This is a genomic window from Anaerorhabdus sp., assembly GCF_036641015.1.
GTDB lineage: Bacteria > Bacillota_I > Bacilli_A > Erysipelotrichales > Erysipelotrichaceae > Anaerorhabdus.
Map to the genome: position 1 here is coordinate 1 of NZ_JAVWFO010000003.1, position 24,418 is coordinate 24,418.

The following is a 24,418-nucleotide window of genomic DNA, read 5'->3' on the forward strand; positions in this document are numbered from 1 at the left end:
TCCGGATTCTGTAAATCATTTTGTACGCATAGTTTAGTGCAAACACTCATAACTAAATTACGAATAATATATACAGCTTCATGTCCTTCATCTAGGCTTGGAGTGTGTTTAATTGCTTGTCGTAGACACAATCCCTTGAAACAAGATTCGAATTCTAAAATGAAAAAATTATAAGCTTGCTCATCGGGATAATGAGTTATTTGATATTTAAATAAAACTGATATTTCTTGAAGACTAAATACTTGTTTCATAATACAAATTACTACAAGATATGCTAAGTGCTTGTTAGAGTATCTTTTGTTTTGTGGAGCTTCAATAATACCTTGATTAACATAATTATTAATCATTGTTTTCGTGATATAACTGTCTTGTCCAGCTATCATAACAACACCTAGTATTTGTTGTAGGTAATCTACTACTTGATCCATATATAAATTCAAACTTGGCAGTTCGTTCCATCGAGGTAGATGTAAATCGGATATCTCTTTTTCATTTAAGTACATAGTTTGTTACCACCTTTATATATATTATAGTAAACAACATGAAGTATAGTCAAACATTGCTTGGGTAATTATTCTAATTGGTGTATAGTAATTTAAAAGAAGTGAGGGTGAACATGGAAAGATTAACTAAAAAAGAAAATGATAAATATGTTGTCACGGGATTAAATGAGGTGAATGGTAGTTTCTATGGTGATGCGATTGAAAGACTAGCATTGTTTGAAAATATGCTAGAAACTATTGAAACTCAACAACAGGAGTATGATAAACAAATAAATCAATTACGTGATCCCTCTTCTGGTAAAATACATTGGCGCATTAAAGAGTTAATGGGTAAAAAGTTAACAAATAAAGGAATATTACTAGCATTAAAATATCATGGAATAGATGTAGGTGAAGAAGATGAAGCTGAATGAAAAAACATTGAAACAAGAACTTAAGTTTAAAGGCAAACTAATCAATGTAAGGCATGATGAGGTTGAATTACCAAACAATGAAATTGCACTTAGAGAAGTTGTGGAACATCCAGGTGGAGTTGCTGTTGCAATGATTAATAATGAAGGAAAATTCTTTATGGTTGAACAATATCGTTATGCTCAGCAAAAAGTTTTATTGGAATTTCCAGCTGGAAAGATGGAAAAAGGAGAAGACCCATTAGAAACAGCTAAAAGAGAAGTGATAGAAGAAACAGGATATAGTGGAAAAGATTATGTGTATCTAGGAAGAATGGTACCAACAGGAGCATATTTAGAAGAGAAGATTGAAATGTATATGGCAACAACTGATCAATACATGGGTCAAAAGCTGGATGAAGATGAATTTGTTAAGGTAAGTACTAAGTCAATAGATGAACTTGTAGATATGATTATGAATAGAGAAATAGAAGATGGAAAAACAATTGCCATGACATTTATGATTAAGGAAATTATGGCAAGAAATAAAAAATAATGGTACACTAATAGGCAGTCAGTCGCAATTCCCTGACTTAAAATAAAACAAGGAGGATTTTTGTGAACGCAAGATTAAAAAAATTTACGATTATTGCAATGATAGCTGCGCTGTATACGGCGGTGTCACTTGCACTAGCACCAATTACTTACGGAAGCATTCAAGTAAGAGTTGCTGAAGCATTAACATTACTACCGATTATTTACCCGCCGGCAATTTGGGGTGTAACATTAGGGTGCGCTCTAACAAATTTAGTGGGAGCCATGATGGGTATCAATGTTTTGGGATTTATGGATGTATTTGTAGGAACTTTTGCAACATTTCTAGCAGCGGTATGCACTTATAAACTGAGAAAAATTGAATTTAAAGGGTTACCACTTTTAGCGGCAAGTATGCCTGTATTATTTAATGCAGTAATTATTGGATTTGAACTCGCTTTTGTTTATTTTCCACTAGAAAGTATGATGTTTGGATTTATGATTAGTGCAATTGAAGTTGGACTTGGAGAGTTAGTTTCTTGTTTTGTATTTGGAATACCACTTATAAAGATTTTGAATAAAACAAAAATATTTGAAAAAATCTAAATATTACTTACCAGTAAAATGGTTTGTGTAAATAAATCTCATCTATTTGAAAGGTGAGATTTTTTATATGTTTTACCAAACAATAGTTAGATATAAAACTTATAGGATACGACAATAAAAAACCTTGTGTAAAGGATGGTTAGTAACCAACAGGATACACAAGGATGACATGTAATAGTAATTATTAATTTCCATATAGTTGTTCATGGGTATAAATGTTTTTTTCGATTATTTCATGATCAATATTTTGTTTAATAATAGTAGTTCCAGTTATTAGATGAGCATCAATTAATTTTTCATAACCATTATCAACTTGAGTATTTATGGAAGTTGGTTCGCCTAAAGTTGCAATGTTAAATGCTTCAATTATTGCTGTATTAGCTAAGGATCGCAAATCCATATTAATAGTTAAATCTTGAGTGCCATTTACAATTCGTTTAAGTGCGTCTAATTCTGCATCAGTTCCAGTAATAGCAACATGATGTTCTATACCCATTTCGGATACTACATCAGCGCAAGCTCCTGCAAGTTTATCGTTAGGAGCTAAAATGGCATCAACATTTCCATGATTTTCAATTGTTTCTTTCACTATTCGTTTTGCTTCGTCAACAGACCATCCAGGAACGTATTCATTCAAAATAATATTTATATTGTCACCAAGGGGTTCAATATATCTCATTGCTCCTTCATAAAGTGCCTCTGTATTGCTATCACTAGGATCACCCTTAAGAATAATGTAATCACCTTCATATACCAATTCAGATAAATATTGTCCTGCTGCTTGACCGATTCGGTTACTGTCATAACCTACTACTAAATCTATAGGCTGATTCAATATTGTTCTTGAATAACTGATTACAGGAACATTTTTACTTTTAGCATAGCTAATAATTTCTTCGGTATTTGTTGCATCTCTTGGGGCGATAATTAAAACATCAATTCCACTATCAATCATTTCTATACAGTCTTCTGTTTGAGTTAAAGGTTTGTCAGTTTTATTTAAACGAACTTCAATCTTTGCTCCAAGTTCAGAAGCCTTTTCTTCCATGTATTTCTTTTCATTAACCCAACGAGTTGCTTCTCCAACACCCAAAGAAACGCCAATAAAAACTTTTTTATCTTTTTTAGAACAACCACTGAGTGTAAGTATGCAAGACAATACTAATATAGGTATGAGAATTTTTTTTATCATATTTTACCATCTCCATATATTTTAAAGAACTCATCTTGTGGCATTGGTTTTGCGTAATAATAACCTTGAGCTACAGCTAATCCATACTCTTTCATAAGCATAACATTTTCTTCTGTTTCAACACCCTCTACAACAATTTTAATATTTAAATCTCTAGCCATTGTAGTAATAGCTGATAGAATACTTTTTTGTCGATCGCTTTTCTTGGTATTTTGCAAAAATCCTCGATCAAACTTAATGACATCAACCTCAACATCTTTAAGCATATTGAGTGATGAATATCCACTTCCAAAATCGTCCATGGATACGTGTAATCCACTTTCATGTAATTTACGTATAAATTGATCCATTAATTGATAGTTATCAAAAATTACAGTTTCGGTTAATTCAATTTCGATTAAACTAGTTGGAACATTATAATGCTTAATCTTAGCAAGTATGAAATGTATTAAATCAGGATTTATTAAATGCACTCTTGAAAAGTTAATTGATATTGGGACACATTCGATATTGTTATCAAGGCAAGTGCGTAAAAATTTTAAAGTCTTCTCGAAAATAATAAAATCAATATCTTTAATTAAACCTGTTTTTTCTGATAATGATATGAATTCACTTGGTGGTAGTATAGCACCTGATTTTGTACACCATCTTGCTAGTGCTTCAGCACCAACTATCTTATTAGTATTAATATCTACTTTAGGTTGGAAGAATGGTGTAATTTCATCATCTTGAATAGCTTTTTCTATAGAACGTTTAGATTGTTCGTTTTGTATTAATTGTTTATTTAATTCCTTGTCAAAGAAAGCTACTGCTTTGCGATGGGTACCCTTAGTGCTCTTAGATGCCATGTTCGCTTTATCTACCATTAGATTTACATTTTCATCAAAATTAGTAATTTCATAAATACCAGCAGATAAATAAACTAAAATATTATTAACAGTGATTTCTGAACTAAAAATAGAGTTTAAACGAGATTCACTTGCATCAGTTAATAACATAACAAAGTGATCACTGTAGATACGAGCACACAATTCATTCTCTTTTAGTACACTAGCATATAGTTGATGTATTATTGATAGAATTTCATCACCTGTAGAGTAACCATAATAATTATTTATATACTTGAAATTATCGACATCAAATGTAAAGATATAAAACTTTTTATTAGGATTTTTTTGTAAAATATCTAGTAAATTAAATTGGAACTTTGTAAAAGTATCACGCCCTGTAACAGGGTCGATAAAGGCTAAACGAGATAATTTCTTTTCTTGTAATTTACGAGAGTATAGGAAATAAGATGATGATAATAAGAATCCGATAAATAGTACGCATAATACAGCATAGAATATTTTAACAACAGTTTGCACATTTGGTAATACTGCATCTTTTTGAATACTAGATACTAAATACCAATCATAAACTTTATCTAGAGGTGTATAGGTAGCGAATAGTTTAGCGTTCTTATAGTTAAGTTCCATAAACCCAGTTGCGTTATTTTCGATATCAGTCTTTAATGTTTTAGTTTCGTCAGGATTTTTTGGGTAAAGTAATCTAAATAAGTTATCTGATTCAGGGGTGTAGTTTTCATCTTGAGAGCTGATGATAATATAGCCATCTCCATTAATAATGTAGGTATATCCTATATCGGAGTAAAGAGATGCTGCACATAGGTTATACATTTGTTCAATTGAATATTGTCTTTGAATTGTACCAACAATTTCATTATCAATTGTAACAGGTGAACTTATTACGAATATTGGTTCGCCAGTAGCTCTAGATATTAGACGATCAGATATATTACTTTCATCTGCCATGGCTATACGGAAGTAATTCCTTCCTGTTATATCGAGGGTGGCACCGTTAGGGAAATATGCTGTACCATTAGGTAATGAAAAAAACAATTGAAATTCATTCTTTTCATTAGCATATTGTACAAAAACATCTTGTAAAGTACTGTTTTGTTGACTAAATCTTTCGGTTAATTGATTAGCGATAACAGCTAAATTATTAACTTCATTAGATAGATTTAGGTTAATTGCATCTTTATTTTGTTCGACAATTTCAGTTAAATTAGTTTGAATATCAGATTTAAGAAGGTTTTGTGCGTAACTCATTAAGGAAATGATTGTCATAACTAAAACAGTATTAATGAAGATCATTAATAGAAGTGGTATATTTTTAGTTAGCTTTGATTTATGCATATTACGAATAAACTCCTGTGTTTAATTAATTATAGCAAAAAATGATGAAATAAAAAAGTTAAGAGATGTATCGCAATCTTTATGCAAGCTTAAAACCATGATATAATTGATAAGAAATGATGGTGAATTTATGAATAAAGGAATATTTATAACATTTGAAGGACCTGATGGTAGTGGAAAGACTACTGTTTCAACAGGTGTATATAAAAAACTTCAAGCTAATGGAATTGATGCGATTTATACGCGTGAACCAGGTGGAATTGAAATTGCCGAGGAAATACGTAAGATTATTTTAGATCCAAAAAATACTGCGATGGATGCTAAAACAGAAGCTTTGCTTTACGCAGCTAGTCGTCGTCAACATTTAGTTGAAAAAGTAAAACCAGCATTAGATGCAGGTAAAGTAGTAATTTGTGATCGTTTTGTTGATAGTTCATTAGCATATCAAGGGTGTGGACGTCATTTAGGGATAGATGCGGTATGGGCAATTAATAATTTTGCAATTGAAGGATTTATGCCAACCAAAACAATTTATTTGGATTTAAGTGCTGAAGAAGGATTAAAACGAATAGAAAATAGAGAATTCAAGGATCGCCTTGATCAAGAAACTATTCAATTTCATTTGGATGTACAAGCAGGATACAAAGAAATTGTAGAACGCTTTAAAGAACGTATGGTTATAGTAGATGCATCTTTAAGTGTGGAACAAGTTATTGAGAATGCGACAAAGAAAGTGTTGGAAATAATCCATGATCAAGGATAAACTTGAGACTACACAACCCATAGTATTTAAAACACTAAGCAATGCCATAACTAATAGAAAGTTTGCTCATGCTTATCTTTTTACTGGGGTTCGAGGAACTCCTAAAAAAGAAGCGGCAACATGGTTTGCTCAGAATCTGGTGTGTGAACATAAAATAGATGGATTTGCGTGTGAAGTTTGCGATGAATGCAGAAGAATAAGTGAAAATAAATATGCTGATTTAATCTATTTAGATGGAACAGATGCAACAATTAAAAAAGATAGTATCCTACACTTGCAAGAGCAATTTTCTAAAACAGCTCTTGAAAAAAGTGGTAAGAAATTCTATATATTAGATATGGCAGAAAATGCCACAACTGAGGCATTAAATAGTTTATTAAAATTCTTAGAAGAACCTAATGGGCAAGACACTCAAGCGATATTGATAGTTGATAGTATTGATCGATTATTGCCTACAATCATATCAAGGTGCCAAATTATTCCGTTTAAACCGTTAAATGTAGAACACTATTATGAAGATGGAATAGCTAGTGGATTAGATCCATTAGACAGTTATATATTAAGTCATATTGTGAAAGATGTTGATCACATGAAAGATACAAGTGAAACCGAAGAGTATCAAACAGGGAGAGTAGTAGCAGAAAGATTTGTATCGTTATTCGATGTTGATATCCACCGGTTCTTGGTTTGGTTTGAAACGGAGATACTAGGTAGTAAAGAAAAAGACAAAGAAATAGTAAAAATGATGTTAGAAATATTACTTATTTTCTTTAGAGATGTAGTATCGTGTCACGAGGGACAAACAAGTTGGTTTGAAAGAGAAGTAATACGCATTAGAGACAAGAATTATCCAATTGAAAAGATTATATTAATACTTCTAGAGAGTAAAGATAAATGTAATCGTAGTTACAATTTGCAATTAGTCATTGAACAAATGATATATGAGATAAAGGAGGTTATGTAATGGAAGAAACAGTTGTTAGTGAAATAATAGAAAGTTTTAAATATGTAATTTCAATACGTTTTAGAAATGGTAATAAATGTTATTCATTTGGTACTAATGATGAAACAATTGAATATGGAGATTATGTAGTTGTAGAAACAGCAAGAGGAGTTGAATTAGGTGAGGTTGTTAGTTCACTTAGGGAATTCAATCCAGAAGAAATTAGAACGCCACTTAAACCGGTCTTAAATAAGGCTACACCAGAGGACAAAAAACAATATGCTGAAAATATTGAGCTTGCTAAAGAGGCATATAATTATTGTCAAAGTGAAATAACTAATTTGGAATTAGATATGAATTTAATAAGTGCTGAATATACTTTAGATCGTAGTAAAGTGTTATTTGTTTATGTAGCAGATGAAAGAGTAGACTTTAGGGAACTACTTAAACGCTTAGCTGGAGGTTTACATTGTCGTATTGAATTAAGACAAATAGGATCAAGAGATAAAGCTAAAATCATAGGTGGAATTGGTCCTTGTGGAATGGAAACTTGTTGTTCACGATTTATGGAAGAATTTGATGTTGTTTCTATAAACATGGCAAAAAATCAATTGCTAGCATTAAATATTCAGAAATTATCAGGGCAATGTGGAAAACTTATGTGCTGTTTGAAATTTGAAGATGATGCTTATAAAGAATTAAGACAAGGATTACCTAAATTAAATGCTCAAGTAGAGTATGAGGGTTCAACTTATCGAGTAACATCAATGAATGTAATCGCAAAACAAGCTAAATTAGAAAATCGTGAAGCAGTTCAATTTATTTCTTTAGATGATTTAAAAGCAAAAGCTAAAGTAAAGAAAGTTGAACCACCTCAACCTAAGAAAGGGGCTGAATAGCCTTGGTTCATCGTCAAAAAAGTTTTGAAAATGAAATGCCTACATTATATCTAGTTCCTACTCCTATAGGGAATCTAGAAGAGATGACACCACGTGCAATTGAAATATTAAAATCGGTTGATGTAATTGCGTGTGAGGATACAAGAAATTCACTAAAGTTGTTACAACATTTTGATATACATACACGTTTTGTGCAATATCATAACTTTAATGAACAAGAGTCATCGAAGGGGTTATTACAATTTTTAAAACAAGGGAAAAATATTGCGATTATATCAGATGCAGGATATCCATTAATTAGTGATCCAGGACAAGTGATTGTAAATAAAGCGATTGGGCTTGGATATAATGTTGTTCCATTATCAGGGTGCAATGCAATGTTAAATGGATTAGTAGCTTCAGGATTAATTACTCAACCATTTGCATTCATTGGATTTTTGCCTGCTAATCAAAAAGAATGTGTTAAAACATTAAATCAATACAAGGGTTATCCAATGACTTTAATATTTTATGAAGCACCACATCGTATTGAAAAAATGCTGACAAGTGTACTTGAAGTATTTGGAGATAGACAAGTATGTGTAGCGCGAGAATTAACAAAAAAACATGAAGAATTTATACGTGGTCTTTGTAGCGAAGTAATCGAAGAAGTTAAAACTGCCAAAGGTGAAATGGTAGTTGTGATTGAAGGATGTAGTAATGATCCAAAACCTGCTATTGATATGGGCGAAATTGCAAAACTTGTAGAGGAAGCAATTGCAGGAGGATTGAGTAAATCCGATGCGATAAAATCAGTAGCTAAATTAACGGGTATGTCCAAAAATGAGATATATAATTATATCCATCAAAATTAATATAGAAATCATATTATAAAGACTTAAATTCTTATAATATGATTTTTTCTATATTTATCAATAGTTATTGACTGAATAGTAAAGAAAAACCATATTAGTCTATTACTCTAGTTGATAATTGACTATAATAATACGTATAAGAACATAATTTAATCAAAGGAGAATACGATATGTGGGGATTAATTGCAACTTGGAGAATGTCCAAAGATGGTGTTGAAAAAGGCATTGAAACACTTAAGAGAAATGGTTCAGCTGGAGAAGCGATTGAGATTGCAATTCAAGAAGTAGAAAATTATCCGTTATTCAAATCCGTAGGATTTGGTGGTCTTCCTAATGAGGAAATGGAGGTTGAACTAGATGCAGCGTATATGGATGGGGATACTCTTGATGTAGGTTCAATTATGGCAATTAAAGATTTTGCAAATCCTATTAGTATCGCTAAAAAATTAAGTAAAGAAAAAGTGAATTGTGTTTTGGTTTCTAGTGGTGCGGAGAAATATGCACAAAAAGCAGGTTTTGAAAGAAAAAATATGTTAACAAATCGTGCGCAAGCATTCTATAATGAAAAGAAACATCTTATTGATAGAAATGATCTAAAAGCATACGATGGTCATGACACAGTGGGTATGGTATGTTTAGACAATGATAACAAAATAGTTTCTGCAACTAGTACTAGTGGCTTATTCATGAAGAAGAAAGGTCGTGTGGGAGATTCTCCGTTAATTGGATCAGGGTTTTATGCTGATTCTCAAATTGGTGGTGCTACAGCTACAGGGCTTGGGGAAGATTTAATGAAGGGATGTATTTCATATGAGATTGTGCGTTTAATGAAAGATGGTTACTCTCCACAAGAAGCATGTGAAAAAGCAGTATTAGATCTTGATTATGAATTGAGAACTCGAAGAAAAGAAGCGGGAGATTTATCGGTAGTTGCAATGAACTGTAATGGTGAATGGGGAGCAGCGACAAATATTAGTGAATTCTCCTGTGTAGTACAAACGGAAAAAGAAAATCTTGAAGTATATGTTATTAAAAATAATAATGGAATTATTGAAAAGATTGTTGCGGATGAAGCTTGGACAGAAGAATATATGAAAAATGAAATCGGTTATGTCGATGAAGAAAAGTGGGGTAAATAAATGACTACTATTGAAATATGTTGTGGAAGTTATGAAGACTGTTTAGCAGCTTATAAAGGTGGAGCGGAACGCGTAGAATTAAATTGTGCATTACATTTAGGAGGATTAACACCAAGTGTAGGTAGCTTAATTAAATCTAAACAAGATACGAATTTAAAAATCATAACAATGGTTAGACCGCGATCGGCAGGTTTTTGTTATAGTAAGGAAGATATTGAAGTCATGTTGATGGATGCCAAAATTCTATTAGAAAATGGAGCAGATGGAATAGCATTCGGGTTTTTAAATAATGATGGAACAATTGATATTGCTAATACCAAAAAAATGATTGATGTGATTCGTTTGTACCCAAATAAAGAAGTGGTATTTCACCGTGCTTTTGATTGTACCAAGGATCCATATGCTGCAATAGAAACCTGCATTGAACTTGGAATTGATCGCATACTTACTAGTGGGCTACAAGCTAAAGCAGTAGATGGAATAGAATTAATAAAAGATTTAATGCTAAAGTATGGAGAAAAGATTGAAATACTTGCAGGAAGTGGAATAAATAATACAAACGCAAAAAAATTCATTGAAGATTCAAATGTTAAACAAATTCACTCATCTTGTAAAGACTGGAAAATAGATAATACAACAACAATGAATGGTGTAAGTTATGCGTATCATCTGGAGAATGATTATGAAGTCGTGAGTGAAGAAAAGGTAAGGCAATTAATTCAAGGAATATAGTGGAATCGTAATGATTTCACTTTTTGTTTGACAAATACGTAACTAGTTACTATAATATTGGTAACTAGTTACGTATGAGGTGTAAAATGAAATTAAATCAACTTGCAAGAAAATTTGAAAACAATAGACTAAATCAATCAAAAGGGGCTTTTGCACAATTGTGTATAGTTCAAAATTTATTACAAACAATATTTGATAAGAGCTATGGTGTAATAACATTGAAACAATTCATGTTAATGATTATGGTTAAACAAAGTTCAGAGTTTAATGAAGAATTAACGTTAACAGAGTATGGTAAGTTATTAGGGTGTTCAAGACAAAATGTTAAGAAACTAGCAGTTCAACTTGAAAGTAAAAACTTTGTTGTACTCAAGAAAAGTAAGCACGATCCTAGAGCATTAGCAATTGTAGCTAAAAATGAACTTCTTGATTATTTTAAAGAAATTGATGAGATAAACAATAACCAGTTGTTAAAACTATTTTCAGTATTGAGTGATTCTGAACTAACAGAATTATATAAAACGTTGGAAAAACTTCATGAAGGAATAGCGATATTAGATGAAGAGTAAAATTATAGTTACGATGATTTGTATGATAATTATAGGATTTGTAGTAATTAACATACTAGCACAGACTGCAATAAATAAAGTAGAGATTAATGATATTAACTTAGTTGATGTGGCAAATGGTGAATACCAAGGGTATGCAGAGGTGGGACCGGTAAAAGTTGATGCAACAGTACTAGTTGATGATAGTGAGGTTGTTAGTATTGTGCTGAACAAACATTTAAATGGTTTAGGAAAAAAAGCAGAAAGTATTATAACTAAAATTATTGATCAACAGTCAATAAATGTAGATTCAATTTCTGGTGCAACCGCAAGTAGTGTATGCATAAAAAAAGCAATTGAAAATGCAATAGAGGGAGAATAATGAAAAAAGGAATAGTTATTTATGGTTCACAATATGGAGCAACAGAAAAATATGCAAAAGAAATTGCAGGTCAATTAGGGTTTGATTGTGTAAGTCATACAGAAATAAAATCAATTGACTCATATCAAATAGTGATACTTGGTGGTGGACACTATGCAGGAAGTATTACAGGGTTTAAGAAAACATTAGAAAAAATCAACATAGATAACACTGATTTAATTGTATTCACGGTTGGTTTATCTAGTAAAACAGCGGAAAATATAGATGCGATAAATACTGCAGTAAGAAATGTAATTTCAAAAGAAAAAGTAGATGATTCAAGAATATTCTATTATCGCGGGAATATGGATTTTAAAAAACTAAGTATGGTTCATCGCTTAATGATGAAGTTTATGATAGGCCAATGTAAAAAAGTTCCTGAAGCTAATAAAACAGACGATCAAAAAGGAATTGCAAATTTAGAGAAGCAAAGCGTGGACTTTATTAATGTTAATGAAGTGAATGAATTAGTAGAATTAGTAAAAACATTATAAAACCCTCATATAGAGGGTTTTATAATATCTAGTCAATATTTAAAATTTAGATGCAGGTTTGCTTGTTAATTCACCTAGATAACTATTCCATAAATCAACATTGAAATTCATTTCCTTAAGGTTTCCAGTAGAAATAGATTTCATTAGAGTCTCATGTATTCTATTCGTTTTAACTAGATGAAATTTTTCTTTTTTATATTCAGAATCTGTAGTGTAAATAATACTTAATCCATTAGCGTGAATAATTGATACTTTAGGTAAATCGCAATTCAATACATTTAGTTTGTTTTTCTTTGTTTCGCTTATTGCTGGGTCATAACGTTTAAAGAAATTCAATCGATCTTTTTGATTAATAATAACTGTACCAAGCAATGGCACAATTAATTTTCCATTATTATAGAAACTTGTAAGTGAATCAATATTAAGATAAAATGCAGAGTCACCATACATGGTAGTATTTAACATATTTAAAATACTGTCAGTTAGTTTTCTGTCTTCAAATGACTTGTGTAATTCTTCTTTTGTTAAGAAAAATCCAAAAGGTACAAAGTTGTAGGATGCAACAATACCTCTATTAATAAATTTATCTATTAATTTTGGATGATTAAGTAATGTAGCTTGTGCCTCTTTTCGTGAGAAACTTAACTTACGAGCGTTTTTACTCATCATTGAATTGTAGAAAGAAGATAAATAAGTTTTATGTCTTATATAAGTCATTATTGGGGTACCATCTAATTGAACTGAAAATGTAATTAGAAAATGTCCCTTAAGTAATAGAAAAGAATTAGTGATAGTGTCATCGATTGTCCACAAATTAAAATCGCCAACACGTTGCATAAGTTCAATAGCACGTAAAAAATTCAAACAGAAATCATCATTCGCAGAGTCTAGATAGTCATAGTTAATTAAGTGATTAAAAGACATCTTAGGATAATGGAAAGCACTTAATATTTCAACTTTAGGGAAAATTTCAAAGTAAAATTTATTATAAAATGGAGTAGTGCTATAAAATTCTAGATTTTCATTTTTATAGGTAGTCAAGTAATCTGAACCTAAAATGCAGTACATATTTTGTGTGGCTTTAGCGCCAAGATAACAATGTTCTGTAGTAGGATAATCATTGTTGCGATTATTTACATATGCAAAGTCTTGGTCAAGTGCATATTCAACAGCACAAGTAAGAAACTCTTCTAAATCATTTTTAGTAGAAAAGTTATAAATTATAGGAAAAATATTTTGAAATTTAAAGTAACAATTGTATTCAAAAGTCGCATCAGCTATAAGTTTAGCAACGCGATAACTAAATTCACTTTTTTCTTTTTCAAAGGGCAGCCGATTTCCTGATAAGATTTTACTTAAGCCACTAGGTGACATATCCATTTTCAAAGCAAAATCAGACTTTGAAATCTGAGTTATATTAATTAACTCATCTAATAAATGTCCAGTTTTCATGTTTCTCCTTTAATTATATATAACTTATCTTTATGCCATAATTATATAACATTTTCACTGAAAATAAATTATTATATGAAACTCATGAAAATGTTTTAAAATAGTAAATCGTTTAAAAGTATAGTAAAATTAAATAGATTTATTATAAATGTTAGTCGATAAATCATATGGGGAAGATAAATTATGTATTTAAATGAAAAAGGTATTGCAAAAGATAAAATGAATGCTATAATGATAACAGTTATCAATAAGGAGGTGAAATTATGGTCTATAGACAAACTAAGCAAAGAGAAGAAGTTTTACAAATAGTTCAAGGTGTTAATAAACACATGACAGCAGAAGAAGTTTTTCAAGAAATTTCAAAAAATAACCCGAATATGGGTATCGCAACAGTTTATCGCAACTTGAATCGTTTAGTAGAAATGAACATTATCGCTAGGATAGTAGATAAAGAAATTTGTTACTATGATGGCAATAGCGTTCCTCACTATCATTTGCATTGTGCTCAATGTGGTAAATTTCAAGATGCACCAGTTCAGTATAATAAGCAATTGGATACTGATTTAGAAAAACAGCTTGGTATTGAAATACTTGGCCATAATGTAACCTTTGAATGCATATGTGAAGAATGCACAAAGAAAACTAAAAAAAATTAGGAGGAAAACACACATGGAATTAAAAGGATCTAAAACAGAACAAAACTTACAAACTGCATTTGCTGGAGAAAGCCAAGCTAGAAACAAATATACATTCTTTGCTGCTACAGCACGCAAAGAAGGAATGGAACAAATTGCTTCAATTTTTGAAGAAACAGCACGTAACGAACAAGAACATGCTCGTTTATGGTTCCAAGCATTACATGGTGATAAAATGCCAGATGGTGCAGAAAGTTTAAAACTTGCTGCTGAAGGTGAACATTATGAATGGACTGATATGTATGCAGAATTTGCTGCTACAGCTCGTGAAGAAGGTTTCACTAGAATTGCTGCTCAAATGGACATGGTAGCTAAAATTGAAAAAGAACATGAAGAAAGATATTTAGCTCTTCTTAAGAACGTTGAAGATAATACAGTGTTCAGCAAAACAGAAGATGTTGCTTGGCAATGTGAAATCTGCGGATACACAATGGTAGGAAAAAATGCTCCAGGAGCTTGTCCTCTTTGCGGATATCCAAAGTCATTCTTTGAAGTTAAAAAAACTAATTATTAAGATTTAAATCAAACCTCGTAAAGATATCTATGTAAAGAGAATTTCTTACGAGGTTTTATTATGCTTATTGAGATAGTCAATAAAAGTATAAAGTGATATAATTCAATATATCAAACTATTTATGAGGTGATGATATTGAACGAGATAGTTGTTGAATTGAAAACTAAAGTAATGACCAACAATTTTTTATCACGCGAAGAACATCTAGAAACTTGTAATACTTTACTTAAATATGTTTTAGAAGAAAATAATAATGATGACATTGCATTTGCATATCTTGCACTAGCAAGCTATTACGCTAACATTGCACATGATACAAATGAATTAAATTATTATATGAAAAAAGCTAAAACGGTTTTATCTATGGAACCCAGTGAAAACTTAATAATGTACTATACACTAAAAGCATTAAATGATGGTACAACATTTGATTTGTTAGGTAGGCTTGATTCATATCTTGAAATAATAAGAATTGCAGGTATTCTAGGAATTGAGAGTAGAGCGTATTTTGCATATGGAAATATTGCAGAGTTGTTTAGGCTATGTCAAGATTATGAAACAGCACTTGATTATAGTATTGGAACTTATGAAAAATATAAGTCTTACACAGAGGATTACACAAATAACAAAGTAATAACATTAACGAACATCGTTGAGCTATTAAATTATATTGGCAAGATAGATGATGTTCCTTTTTACATCGAAGAAATTGAAAAGTTAAATTGGAATTCAAAAGTATATCCAATTTTATTAAATATTTGTTACTTAAGATTATATTCAATGTCAAATGATAGTGATAAATCAATTAAATTGAATAATAATTTACTTAATATTCTTTCCGATTTTTCTTCAAGTAAGAGTTTTAAATATGATTGTTTAGCAATCATGGTTGATGCAATGATGCACGTATGTGCGTATGATGAAGTAAACAAATTAATTGTTTACATGGAAGAACTATTTAAGTGCGATGATAAAAGTGAATGGATGCAAATTCAAAAACTAAAAATAGAATATTATGAAAAAACACATAATGATGAAGCATTAAAATATCAATATTTAAAATTCTTAAAAGCATACGAAATAGTTGAAAGCGAAAATAATTTAACTAAGATTGCAGGCATACGAGCACATATAGAAATTCAAAATATTATTAAGAGTGAAGAGAAGTTAATTGATGATAATGCATCGCTGAAGAATGATTCAATGATGGATGTAATGACACAAATATATAATAGAAGATATTTAAATACATTTATTGCAAGTTTGTCTAATGGTAAAATTAAAACTGTTGGATTCGCAATTTTTGATGTAGATTATTTTAAAGAGTATAACGATACATATGGTCATTTATCAGGTGACAAGGTATTGATTGAAATCGCTAATATTTTAAGGAATACTGACAATAATAATATTAAGCCATGTCGTTTTGGTGGGGATGAGTTTATTTGTATATTTATTGATATGAGAGATGAAGAAGTTGAAGCATATATTAAAAAAGTATTGAAGGAACTAAATGAAAAAGCATTACCACACGAATCTAGTAAGTGTTCAAATCATGTAACATTATCTATTGGTTATGGAGTTAGCTCTGTTAATAAAAATCTAAATATAAAAGATCTATTAATGGAGATAGATAATGTTTTATATAACTCAAAGCGTAAAGGTAGAAATACATATACTAAATATGTAAGTGAGGAGTGCAATCATGAGTAAAGTAAATATTCATACAAAACTTCTCGAATATTATTTGCGTATAGATGATAATAAATCAAAAGATTATGAACAAATGAAAATTGATGCAGAGGAATTGTTGAAAAAAGCTTATCAATTGGATGTTCAACATGGACTAGCATACGCCTTTATTCATTTGGCGATTTATTACATAGCTTATCGTAAATTTGATTCTGCTGAGTTTAATTTAAAAAAAGCACATGCAATTTGTGAGAAGAATAATTTTAATGATTTATTAATTCTTTGTTATCGAAACGAAGGCGTATTATGTCAACTTAAAGGTGATAACTTTGGAGCGACTAATGCTTATGATGCAACTTTAGCAATTGCCGAAGAAGAAAATGATTCTGCTACTATTGGAGTTCTATACAATAATATGGCTTACATATTAATGCAATTAAAAGATTTAGAATTTGCCAAAGATTACTTTATAAAAGCATTGGACAAAGTAAGTAAAGTTGATAATCAAGAAATGAACATACTTCAAATATATTTAAACTTAGTAAGAGTAAGTTGTGATATGGATGATGTTGATGGTGCTCGTGAGTATTATGAAAAGGCAAAAAAAATAGAAACTGAAAATAGCTACATAAAATTTATGATGATTACATCGCTTATTAGAATTTATGTTTTAGAAAATAATATTGATGAAATTGAAAAGTTATTAGCTTTCTGTAAATATAAGGCAGAAATATTTGAAGGTAATAAAAATATATTTATTTCGGAATTAATTTTTTTAGCGGAAAGTTTACTGTTAACAGATTTAAGAGAAGAGTGTCGTTCTATACTTACTGATTTGTTTGATGTTATAGATAACGATGATTTGCATTTAAAACTAAGTTATCAAAAATTATTGGTTGATTTTGAAGAAAAATACGATGAAGTGCGAATGGAGACTAGTGCAAATTATTATTATTCACTTATGACTCGTGAGAAACAAGATAATAATAGTATTGCCGAGACATTAAGAAATAGGATTAAACTATTTGAAGTTAGTCAAAAACATTCATTACTTGTAAGGGAAAATGAAAATCTTGAAAAAGAAGCACATTTGGATGAGCTAACAGGGTTATATAATCGCCGGTATTGTGAAAAGCTATTGTTGAAAATCGAAAGTGATAAGAGATTTAAGACTTTTGGCTGTATCATGATCGATGTTGATCATTTTAAAGAATATAATGATACATATGGACATTTAATTGGAGATAAAATCTTAAAACTTATTTCTAGTATATTAGAAAGCCATGCATTCGATGGTATAAGTGTTGGTCGGTATGGAGGGGATGAGTATTATTGCTTATGCTCTGGGAAATCAGATGAAGAAATAAATGGATACTTAAGTGCAGTACTTAATGATGTAAGAGAAAGAAATATCGCTCATATAAAAAATGATAGCGAAATAGTGACAATTACAGCAGGTTTCTGTAATGATGATAAATCGGTCATCGATATTAATGAGATCATGAAAAATGCAGATAAAGCATTGTATTTCGCAAAGGAAAATGGGCGTAATCAGTTTGTTAACTACAAAGATATAAAGTAAGAAAAGCAATCCTTTAGGTATTCACTTAAGGGATTGCTTTATTGTTAGATAACATTACTTGAATTTTTTCTAGTTTGATTATAATGTATAAATGTAGAAGCAGTTAACAGTTTCTATAGATGACAAACTGGGCGAGATTGTTTGCTCCATTGACACACTTATCTAATGATAATGTGTGAGTGGAGCAAAACTAAACCTTGTTCCGTGAAGTTAAGATTTCGATATACAGAATTGAGTATAAGTATTACCCAAATACCTAGTTATTAACCAACTCCCCGTAATATGTCTAGCTAATGAATATCTAGACTCTCCCTTTAGATATTCGAATTAATTGTTTAATGATGTCCTAAATACGTTAAATCTTGACTTCATAAATTGGGACAATATCATTAAGATTTCTTTTGACAAATAAGGTTTATAATCTAGGTGCACCTCATAAAAGTATGAGGTGCATTTTTCTATTCAACAGATACAGCAGTTCCAGACGCAGTAACCATTAACATAGCGTTATCTGCTCCTAATACTTCATAATCAAAGTCAACACCTACAACGGCATTTGCTCCAAGCTTGGATGCGTTGGCTTGTAGTTCATCTAATGCTTGTTGGCGAGCTAAGATAAGTTCGTTTTCATACCCTTCTGAACGGCCACCGAAGAAGTTTCTAAATCCTGCTCCAATATCAGTAATGAAATTTACCCCTGTAATAACTTCGCCAAATACGATTCCGTGATATGTTTTAATAATTTTTCCTTCTATTGAAGGAGTAGTTGTTGTAATCATAATAGATACCTCCTACTACTATTGTACTTGATTTATACAAAAAAATACAAAAAGAAAGAGTATATTATATACTCTTTCTAATTAGCAATTAGCAGTTAAATTAGATTTTTGCTACGTTTGTTGCTTGAGGACCACGGTCACTAGTTGTAACGTCGAAGCTTACTGCTTGACCTTCATCTAATGATTTGAATCCTTCAGTTTGAATTGCAGAGAAATGTACGAAGATGTCTTGACCATCATCACCAGTGATGAATCCGTAACCTTTCTCAGCGTTGAACCATTTTACTTTACCTGTACTCATTTTGTACCTCCATAATTTGTATCGCAAATCTTAAAAAAAAACACATCTCAATCAACACTGACCTCGATGCGAAATCTCTGATATTGCTTGAATACTTGTTTATCATAGCATGGTAAAAGACAAGTGTCAAACGAATAAATGCATAAATAAGGGATTTTAGATACATATTGGAACTATTTAGACATAAAAGTAAATAAATAAAAATAAAAAGCATAAATATAACCAAGGAGTATGGAAGAGTATTAGACAGAATAGTAATAAATAGAAGGATACTTAGTAGAATGTCTTTACACAATAAGACTTCAAATATATAATATCGGTACAGGCAAAGAATAGAAGAGTAACTTATTTTAGAAAGCAAGAGAGTATGTGGTAGGTGTAAACATACATGATAGAATAGGTGAACATGGTCTAGGAGCTGTTCATTTGATATGTAAAATGAAACGTATCTTCGCGTTAAGAGGTTGAGTGTATACTAGTAATAGTATAAATTAAGGTGGTACCGCGTGAATGACGTCCTTATTTAATAAGGGCGTTTTTATATTTTAAGGAGGAAAATAAGATGGAAAACAAAGGAAAGTATTATATAACAACGGCGATTGCTTATACTTCAGGTAAACCTCATATAGGAAATGTCTATGAGATAGTTTTAGCTGATGCAATTGCACGCTACAAACGTTTGGTGGGTTTTGATGTACGTTTCCAAACAGGAACTGATGAACATGGACAAAAGATTGAAGACAAAGCTAAGGCAGCAAACAAAACACCTCAAGAGTTTGTGGATGGAGTGGCAGCGATAATTCGCGAACAGTTCGATGGTATGAATGTATCATATGATAAATTCATGAGAACGACAGACCCATATCATGAAAAACAAGTACAAAAAATATTTAAGAAACTTTATGAAAAAGGGGATATTTATAAATCAGAATATGAAGGACTATATTGTAAGGATTGTGAATCCTTCTTTACTGAGTCACAATTAGTAGATGGAAAGTGTCCAGATTGTGGTAGGGCAGTTCAACCAGCAAAAGAAGAAGCCTATTTCTTTAAAATGAGTAAATATGCTGATCGTTTAATGAAGCATATTGAAGATAATCCTCACTTTATTCAACCAGAATCAAGAAAGAATGAAATGGTAAATAACTTTATTAAGCCAGGTCTTCAAGATTTATGTGTTTCTCGTACATCATTTAAATGGGGAATTCCAGTAGACTTTGATCCTAAACATGTTGTTTATGTATGGATTGATGCACTTACAAACTATATTACAGGATTAGGATTTGATTTGGATGGTAACCATGATCCATTGTTTAATCAATACTGGCCTGCAGATGTACATTTAATTGGTAAAGACATATTACGCTTCCATACAATTTATTGGCCAATTATGTTGATGGCTTTAGATATTGAACTTCCTAAACAAGTTTTTGGACATCCTTGGTTACTTGTGGGAGAAGGGAAGATGAGTAAATCAAAAGGTAATGTAATTTATGCAGATGATTTATGTAGATACTTTGGTGTAGATGCGGTTCGTTATATCATGTTACATGAAATGCCATTTGCACAAGATGGTACAGTAACTTATGAGCTAATGATTGAACGTATCAACTCAGATCTTGCGAATATCTTTGGTAATTTAGTAAATAGAACTGTATCAATGACAAATAAATACTTTGGCGGTTTAGTTGAAAATACAAACTGCAAAGGTGATTTTGATGATGAGTTAATTCAAACTGCAAAAGATACTGTTCTAGCAGTAGATAAAAAAATGGATGAATTAAAGGTTGCGGATGCAATAGATGAAGTCATCACATTGTTAAGAAGAAGTAATAAATATATTGATGAAACAACACCATGGTCATTAGGCAAAGATGAAGCTCAACATGAACGTTTAAAAACAGTGTTATATAATTTGTTAGAAAGTATTCGCTATGCAGCTATTCTATTGAAACCATTCTTACCAGAAACTGCAGAAAAGGTACTTGATCAATTAAATACTCAAAAACGTGATTACGATTCAATTCAAGAGTTTGGATTATTGGAAAGTGGTATCCATGTAACAGATAAACCAGAAATCTTATTTGCTCGTCTTGATGAAAAAGAAACACTTGAGAAGATTGAAGCTGAAACGGTAAAACCACAAGTTAAAGTTTCTAAACTACCAGAAATTACAATTGATGATTTTGCTAAAATTGAAATGGTAGTTGGACAAGTAATTTCATGTGAAAAACATCCAAAGGCGGATAAACTACTTGTATCGCAAATTGATATTGGTGGAGAAGTAAGACAAATTGTATCGGGAATTGCACTAAGTTATACACCGGAAACAATGGTAGGCAAAAAAGTAGTAGTTATTATTAACTTAAAACCTGCAAACTTAAGAGGTGTAGAGTCACAAGGTATGATACTTGCGGGCGCAACAGATAAACAAATAGAAGTACTAAACATTCAAGATTTACCAATTGGAACACAAGTAAAGTAAAGCCTGACAAAATCAGGCTTTCATTATATAAAAGGGGAATAGTTATGAAAACATGTGCAGTAGTAGGAGCAGGACTTAGAGGACAATTTGCTTATCCTCCATACGTGAAAGAATATGGAGGTTTAAAGTTTGTGGCAGTGGCGGATTTAATACCAGGTAGAATTGAATCTTTTAAAAAAGAATATAACATAAGTGATGATATGTGTTTTGAAACAGCGGAGGAATTACTTCAACAACCTAAACTTGCGGATGCGATAATAATCGCAACAATGGATCAAGACCATTATCAAGAAGCAATTTCCGCAATTAAACTTGGTTATGATATTTTATTAGAAAAACCGATATCACCTAGTTTAAAAGAATGTTTAGAAATTGAAAGATTAGCTAAAGAATACAATACAAAAATTATTGTGTGTCATGTTTTACGTTATACTCCATTTTATAAAAAATTAAAAGAATTATTAGATAATAAAATACTTGGGCAAATTATAAATGTGGAAGCAATGGAAAATGTAGGACATTGGCATCAAGCCCATTCATTTGTAAGAGGTAATTGGCGCAATGAAGCAACATCGTCACCAATGATTTTACAAAAATGTTGTCATGATTTAGATATCTATACTTGGTTGATAAACAGTGAAGCTGAGTATTTATCAAGCTTTGGTGATTTAGCTTATTTTAATGAAAGTAATGCACCTAAAGATTCTCCAAAATGTTGTTTAGATAATTGCCCAAATAGAAATAATTGCAGATATGATGTTTATAAAACATATCTAACTGATGATATTGGCTGGCCAACTAATGCAATAGGTACTGATATGAGTATTGAAGGTCGTACTAAGAGTCTAAGAGAAACATCTTATGGTAATTGTGTATTTCATTCAGATAATACAGTTGTTGATCATCAAACGATTAACATAAAATATAAAAATGGTGTAACAATGGTATTCACAATGACAGCATTTACTGAAGACTGTAATCGTACTTTAAGAATTATGGGTACAAAGGGTGAAATCAAAGCGGATATGAATAAGAATTATATAGAATTTATAGATTTCTTAGAGGGCAGGAAAGAAGTGTTTGAAATTGAGAAACAAAGTAAAGGACATGGCGGTGGAGATTTTGGTATCATGCATGACTTTATTGGATTACTCAATGATGAAATGAAAAATACAAATCCAATTACAGGATCAGTCCATTCTCATATATTAGCTTTTGCAGCTGATGAGTCAAGAAATACAAACAAGACAATTAACATAGATGAATTCGTTAAGAAGAATATCTAGAATTCTAATCAAATAAGAATTATTACAAATCCTATTTGAAGAGATTTGAATGATTAGTGGTTAGTATATTTTGTAAAGGAAAGAAGGTAAAATTGTGAAAATATTAGAAACAGATAGATTGCTTATACGTCCATGGGTAATGACTGATTTAAATGATTTTTATGAGTTTGCATCGATGGATGATATAGGAATACATGCAGGTTGGAAAAAACATGAATCAATTGAAACAACTACAACGGTATTAAGAAATTTTATTGAAAACAATCAGGAATATGCAATAGTAAATAAATCTAATAATAAAGTGATTGGATCAATTGCAGCATATAATAATAAATTAGATGTTTACAAACAAATGGATCAAAGAAATATAGAATACTGCTTAAATAAAAATTATTGGGGACAAGGGTTTATGGCTGAAGCAATAAACAGTCTTCATGATTATTTATTTAATGATGTAGGGGTTGATTGTATTTGGGTAGAACATTTTGTTGAGAATAAACGTTCTATGAATGTTATTTTAAAAACAGGATATCAATTTATAGGCGATTCAATTTTTGCATCTGAGAAACTTAATAAAGAATTTAATTGTCATCAATATATTCTTACAAAAGAAGAGTACAAAAAAACAAATGGCATTAAGAAAGAATTTCCAATCCTAGAATTTGATGAAGATCAAGATGCATTTATTAACCCAAGTTTTTTGCAAAATAATTATTTGAAATTTCCACCAAGATTAGTAGTTTGTTTTTTTCACGATGTGATTGATCGACTAGTTGAACAAGGGAAACTTACAAGTTTTGAAGTTATAGAGGGTGAAAATAAAGTTTATATCTACAAGTTTGTAGATGATGATTGTTTAGTGGTTAAAGGATATGTAGGCGGGGCAGGATGTGGTGGAGAGTTAGAAGAGTGTATCGCTCTAGGCTCATCACAAATAACATTTTGTGGTGGTGCAGGATCACTTCATCCTGATATTACAGTAGGTAAAATTGTATTAATTGATTCAGCAATTCGAGATGAAGGATTGTCATATCATTATATGAAACCAAGTAGAGAAGTACATGCTGATCCAAATTTATTAAAATTTACACAAAACTATTTGGATAAAAAGAATATAAGCTATGTCACAGGTAAAGTATGGACAACGGATGCTTTTTATCGTGAGACTAAAGAAAAAATTAAACTAAGAACTTTAGAAAACTGCTTAATGGTTGAAATGGAACAAGCTGGATTATTAGCGCTTACTCATTTTAGAAAAGTAAATTATGCGGCATTAATTTATGGTGGTGATGACCTAACTAAAAATGAATGGGATAATAGGGATTGGAAGTCTAGAAAAGATGTGAGAGAAAATTTGCTATATCTATGTAAAGATCTCTCAGAAGAAATGGATAAAAATTTCAAGAGGTAATAT

General features: G+C 30.9%; 25 protein-coding genes and 1 other annotated feature. Of the genes, 19 read left to right on the forward strand and 6 right to left on the reverse strand.

The genetic code is table 11. The features are described from left to right. The coding region (locus RR430_RS00790; RefSeq protein WP_332508555.1) for a DUF1836 domain-containing protein at positions 1–503 on the reverse strand (503 nt) is incomplete at its 3' end. 113 nt (positions 504–616) lie between these two features. Here RR430_RS00790 and RR430_RS00795 point away from each other — a divergent pair. The 3 genes from RR430_RS00795 (at position 617) to RR430_RS00805 (ending at position 2,032) form a co-directional block, all read left to right on the forward strand. Continuing rightward, entirely contained in the window at positions 617–916 is a 300-nt protein-coding gene (locus tag RR430_RS00795) for a hypothetical protein (RefSeq protein WP_332487085.1), read from the forward strand. Then, entirely contained in the window at positions 903–1,448 is a 546-nt protein-coding gene (locus RR430_RS00800; protein WP_332487087.1) for an NUDIX hydrolase, read from the forward strand. Before RR430_RS00795 ends, RR430_RS00800 begins: the two co-directional genes overlap by 14 nt. Before the next feature lie 62 nt (positions 1,449–1,510). Continuing rightward, positions 1,511–2,032, forward strand: coding sequence for a QueT transporter family protein (locus RR430_RS00805; protein WP_332487089.1), 522 nt, complete (start codon positions 1,511–1,513; stop codon positions 2,030–2,032). A 184-nt stretch (positions 2,033–2,216) separates the two neighbouring features. Here RR430_RS00805 and RR430_RS00810 read toward each other — a convergent pair whose 3' ends face one another. Beyond that, on the reverse strand, positions 2,217–3,224 hold the full coding sequence (locus RR430_RS00810) for a sugar ABC transporter substrate-binding protein (RefSeq protein WP_332487091.1): 1,008 nt from the start codon (positions 3,222–3,224) through the stop codon (positions 2,217–2,219). Next, positions 3,221–5,425: a bifunctional diguanylate cyclase/phosphodiesterase gene (locus RR430_RS00815; protein WP_332487092.1), complete on the reverse strand. Its 2,205-nt coding sequence runs from the start codon at positions 5,423–5,425 to the stop codon at positions 3,221–3,223. The genes RR430_RS00810 and RR430_RS00815 overlap by 4 nt, the downstream gene beginning before the upstream one ends. Positions 5,426–5,555: 130 nt before the next feature. Here RR430_RS00815 and tmk point away from each other — a divergent pair, with 130 nt between their 5' ends. From tmk to RR430_RS00860, 9 genes are all read left to right on the forward strand, one after another. Beyond that, positions 5,556–6,188, forward strand: coding sequence for a dTMP kinase (gene tmk / locus RR430_RS00820; protein ID WP_332487094.1), 633 nt, complete (start codon positions 5,556–5,558; stop codon positions 6,186–6,188). Continuing rightward, the gene (locus tag RR430_RS00825) at positions 6,175–7,152 is read left to right on the forward strand and encodes a DNA polymerase III subunit delta (protein ID WP_332487096.1); all 978 of its coding nucleotides are present in this window, start codon (positions 6,175–6,177) and stop codon (positions 7,150–7,152) included. Before tmk ends, RR430_RS00825 begins: the two co-directional genes overlap by 14 nt. Continuing rightward, positions 7,152–8,030: a PSP1 domain-containing protein gene (locus RR430_RS00830; RefSeq protein WP_332487097.1), complete on the forward strand. Its 879-nt coding sequence runs from the start codon at positions 7,152–7,154 to the stop codon at positions 8,028–8,030. The genes RR430_RS00825 and RR430_RS00830 overlap by 1 nt, the downstream gene beginning before the upstream one ends. A 35-nt stretch (positions 8,031–8,065) precedes the next feature. Next, positions 8,066–8,884 (forward strand): 16S rRNA (cytidine(1402)-2'-O)-methyltransferase, encoded by an 819-nt coding sequence (gene rsmI / locus RR430_RS00835; protein WP_332487145.1) that lies wholly within the window; start codon positions 8,066–8,068, stop codon positions 8,882–8,884. Positions 8,885–9,054: 170 nt separating this feature from the next. Continuing rightward, positions 9,055–10,023, forward strand: a complete 969-nt coding sequence (locus RR430_RS00840) for a N(4)-(beta-N-acetylglucosaminyl)-L-asparaginase (protein ID WP_332487098.1) — start codon at positions 9,055–9,057, stop codon at positions 10,021–10,023. Next, positions 10,024–10,755: a copper homeostasis protein CutC gene (locus RR430_RS00845; protein ID WP_332487100.1), complete on the forward strand. Its 732-nt coding sequence runs from the start codon at positions 10,024–10,026 to the stop codon at positions 10,753–10,755. An 86-nt stretch (positions 10,756–10,841) separates the two neighbouring features. Next, positions 10,842–11,324 carry a MarR family winged helix-turn-helix transcriptional regulator gene (locus tag RR430_RS00850; RefSeq protein ID WP_332487101.1) on the forward strand — a complete coding sequence of 161 codons (483 nt, stop codon included), beginning with the start codon at positions 10,842–10,844 and terminating at the stop codon, positions 11,322–11,324. After that, positions 11,314–11,685, forward strand: a complete 372-nt coding sequence (locus RR430_RS00855; RefSeq protein ID WP_332508556.1) for an FMN-binding protein — start codon at positions 11,314–11,316, stop codon at positions 11,683–11,685. Before RR430_RS00850 ends, RR430_RS00855 begins: the two co-directional genes overlap by 11 nt. Continuing rightward, entirely contained in the window at positions 11,685–12,218 is a 534-nt protein-coding gene (locus RR430_RS00860; protein WP_332487103.1) for a flavodoxin domain-containing protein, read from the forward strand. Before RR430_RS00855 ends, RR430_RS00860 begins: the two co-directional genes overlap by 1 nt. 39 nt (positions 12,219–12,257) lie before the next feature. Here RR430_RS00860 and RR430_RS00865 read toward each other — a convergent pair whose 3' ends face one another. Continuing rightward, on the reverse strand, positions 12,258–13,670 hold the full coding sequence (locus RR430_RS00865) for a helix-turn-helix domain-containing protein (protein ID WP_332487104.1): 1,413 nt from the start codon (positions 13,668–13,670) through the stop codon (positions 12,258–12,260). 263 nt (positions 13,671–13,933) lie between these two features. On the opposite strand from RR430_RS00865, the gene RR430_RS00870 reads away from it, so the two are divergent. The 4 genes from RR430_RS00870 to RR430_RS00885 all read left to right on the forward strand — a co-directional run bounded on the left by RR430_RS00870 (position 13,934) and on the right by RR430_RS00885 (position 18,153). After that, positions 13,934–14,326: a Fur family transcriptional regulator gene (locus tag RR430_RS00870; RefSeq protein WP_332487105.1), complete on the forward strand. Its 393-nt coding sequence runs from the start codon at positions 13,934–13,936 to the stop codon at positions 14,324–14,326. Positions 14,327–14,339: 13 nt separating this feature from the next. Further along, positions 14,340–14,879 carry a rubrerythrin gene (gene rbr, locus RR430_RS00875; RefSeq protein WP_332487106.1) on the forward strand — a complete coding sequence of 180 codons (540 nt, stop codon included), beginning with the start codon at positions 14,340–14,342 and terminating at the stop codon, positions 14,877–14,879. A gap of 135 nt (positions 14,880–15,014) precedes the next feature. Continuing rightward, the gene (locus tag RR430_RS00880; protein WP_332487108.1) at positions 15,015–16,592 is read left to right on the forward strand and encodes a diguanylate cyclase; all 1,578 of its coding nucleotides are present in this window, start codon (positions 15,015–15,017) and stop codon (positions 16,590–16,592) included. Continuing rightward, positions 16,585–18,153, forward strand: a complete 1,569-nt coding sequence (locus RR430_RS00885) for a GGDEF domain-containing protein (protein ID WP_332487109.1) — start codon at positions 16,585–16,587, stop codon at positions 18,151–18,153. Before RR430_RS00880 ends, RR430_RS00885 begins: the two co-directional genes overlap by 8 nt. 458 nt (positions 18,154–18,611) lie before the next feature. On the opposite strand, the gene RR430_RS00890 is transcribed toward RR430_RS00885, so the two are convergent. Together RR430_RS00890 and RR430_RS00895 are read right to left on the reverse strand one after the other, a co-directional pair. Next, the gene (locus tag RR430_RS00890) at positions 18,612–18,932 is read right to left on the reverse strand and encodes a putative heavy metal-binding protein (RefSeq protein ID WP_332487110.1); all 321 of its coding nucleotides are present in this window, start codon (positions 18,930–18,932) and stop codon (positions 18,612–18,614) included. A gap of 100 nt (positions 18,933–19,032) precedes the next feature. Further along, positions 19,033–19,233 (reverse strand): cold-shock protein, encoded by a 201-nt coding sequence (locus RR430_RS00895; RefSeq protein ID WP_332487111.1) that lies wholly within the window; start codon positions 19,231–19,233, stop codon positions 19,033–19,035. 319 nt (positions 19,234–19,552) lie between these two features. Beyond that, positions 19,553–19,757: a binding site (T-box leader), on the forward strand. Between the two features lie 2 nt (positions 19,758–19,759). Here RR430_RS00895 and metG point away from each other — a divergent pair. The 3 genes from metG to RR430_RS00910 all read left to right on the forward strand — a co-directional run bounded on the left by metG (position 19,760) and on the right by RR430_RS00910 (position 24,415). Next, the gene (metG, locus tag RR430_RS00900) at positions 19,760–21,718 is read left to right on the forward strand and encodes a methionine--tRNA ligase (RefSeq protein WP_442878266.1); all 1,959 of its coding nucleotides are present in this window, start codon (positions 19,760–19,762) and stop codon (positions 21,716–21,718) included. 44 nt (positions 21,719–21,762) lie between these two features. Then, positions 21,763–23,004, forward strand: a complete 1,242-nt coding sequence (locus tag RR430_RS00905; RefSeq protein ID WP_332487113.1) for a Gfo/Idh/MocA family protein — start codon at positions 21,763–21,765, stop codon at positions 23,002–23,004. A 94-nt stretch (positions 23,005–23,098) separates the two neighbouring features. Then, complete coding sequence (locus RR430_RS00910; RefSeq protein WP_332487114.1) at positions 23,099–24,415, forward strand: GNAT family N-acetyltransferase; 1,317 nt, start codon at positions 23,099–23,101, stop codon at positions 24,413–24,415. Positions 24,416–24,418 lie beyond the last annotated feature (3 nt).

Excerpts from the sequence above, each read along its gene's own strand:
- RR430_RS00815 (WP_332487092.1), bottom strand. The coding sequence starts at position 5,425 with ATGCATAAATCAAAGCTAACTAAAAATATACCACTTCTATTAATGATC.
- RR430_RS00895 (WP_332487111.1), bottom strand. The coding sequence starts at position 19,233 with ATGAGTACAGGTAAAGTAAAATGGTTCAACGCTGAGAAAGGTTACGGA.
- RR430_RS00860 (WP_332487103.1), top strand. The coding sequence starts at position 11,685 with ATGAAAAAAGGAATAGTTATTTATGGTTCACAATATGGAGCAACAGAA.
- RR430_RS00870 (WP_332487105.1), top strand. The coding sequence starts at position 13,934 with ATGGTCTATAGACAAACTAAGCAAAGAGAAGAAGTTTTACAAATAGTT.
- tmk (WP_332487094.1), top strand. The coding sequence starts at position 5,556 with ATGAATAAAGGAATATTTATAACATTTGAAGGACCTGATGGTAGTGGA.
- RR430_RS00855 (WP_332508556.1), top strand. The coding sequence starts at position 11,314 with ATGAAGAGTAAAATTATAGTTACGATGATTTGTATGATAATTATAGGA.
- RR430_RS00795 (WP_332487085.1), top strand. The coding sequence starts at position 617 with ATGGAAAGATTAACTAAAAAAGAAAATGATAAATATGTTGTCACGGGA.
- RR430_RS00800 (WP_332487087.1), top strand. The coding sequence starts at position 903 with ATGAAGCTGAATGAAAAAACATTGAAACAAGAACTTAAGTTTAAAGGC.
- RR430_RS00885 (WP_332487109.1), top strand. The coding sequence starts at position 16,585 with ATGAGTAAAGTAAATATTCATACAAAACTTCTCGAATATTATTTGCGT.
- RR430_RS00830 (WP_332487097.1), top strand. The coding sequence starts at position 7,152 with ATGGAAGAAACAGTTGTTAGTGAAATAATAGAAAGTTTTAAATATGTA.
- RR430_RS00825 (WP_332487096.1), top strand. The coding sequence starts at position 6,175 with ATGATCAAGGATAAACTTGAGACTACACAACCCATAGTATTTAAAACA.
- RR430_RS00890 (WP_332487110.1), bottom strand. The coding sequence starts at position 18,932 with ATGATTACAACAACTACTCCTTCAATAGAAGGAAAAATTATTAAAACA.
- rsmI (WP_332487145.1), top strand. The coding sequence starts at position 8,066 with ATGCCTACATTATATCTAGTTCCTACTCCTATAGGGAATCTAGAAGAG.
- RR430_RS00850 (WP_332487101.1), top strand. The coding sequence starts at position 10,842 with ATGAAATTAAATCAACTTGCAAGAAAATTTGAAAACAATAGACTAAAT.
- RR430_RS00840 (WP_332487098.1), top strand. The coding sequence starts at position 9,055 with ATGTGGGGATTAATTGCAACTTGGAGAATGTCCAAAGATGGTGTTGAA.
- rbr (WP_332487106.1), top strand. The coding sequence starts at position 14,340 with ATGGAATTAAAAGGATCTAAAACAGAACAAAACTTACAAACTGCATTT.
- RR430_RS00845 (WP_332487100.1), top strand. The coding sequence starts at position 10,024 with ATGACTACTATTGAAATATGTTGTGGAAGTTATGAAGACTGTTTAGCA.
- RR430_RS00810 (WP_332487091.1), bottom strand. The coding sequence starts at position 3,224 with ATGATAAAAAAAATTCTCATACCTATATTAGTATTGTCTTGCATACTT.
- RR430_RS00905 (WP_332487113.1), top strand. The coding sequence starts at position 21,763 with ATGAAAACATGTGCAGTAGTAGGAGCAGGACTTAGAGGACAATTTGCT.
- RR430_RS00865 (WP_332487104.1), bottom strand. The coding sequence starts at position 13,670 with ATGAAAACTGGACATTTATTAGATGAGTTAATTAATATAACTCAGATT.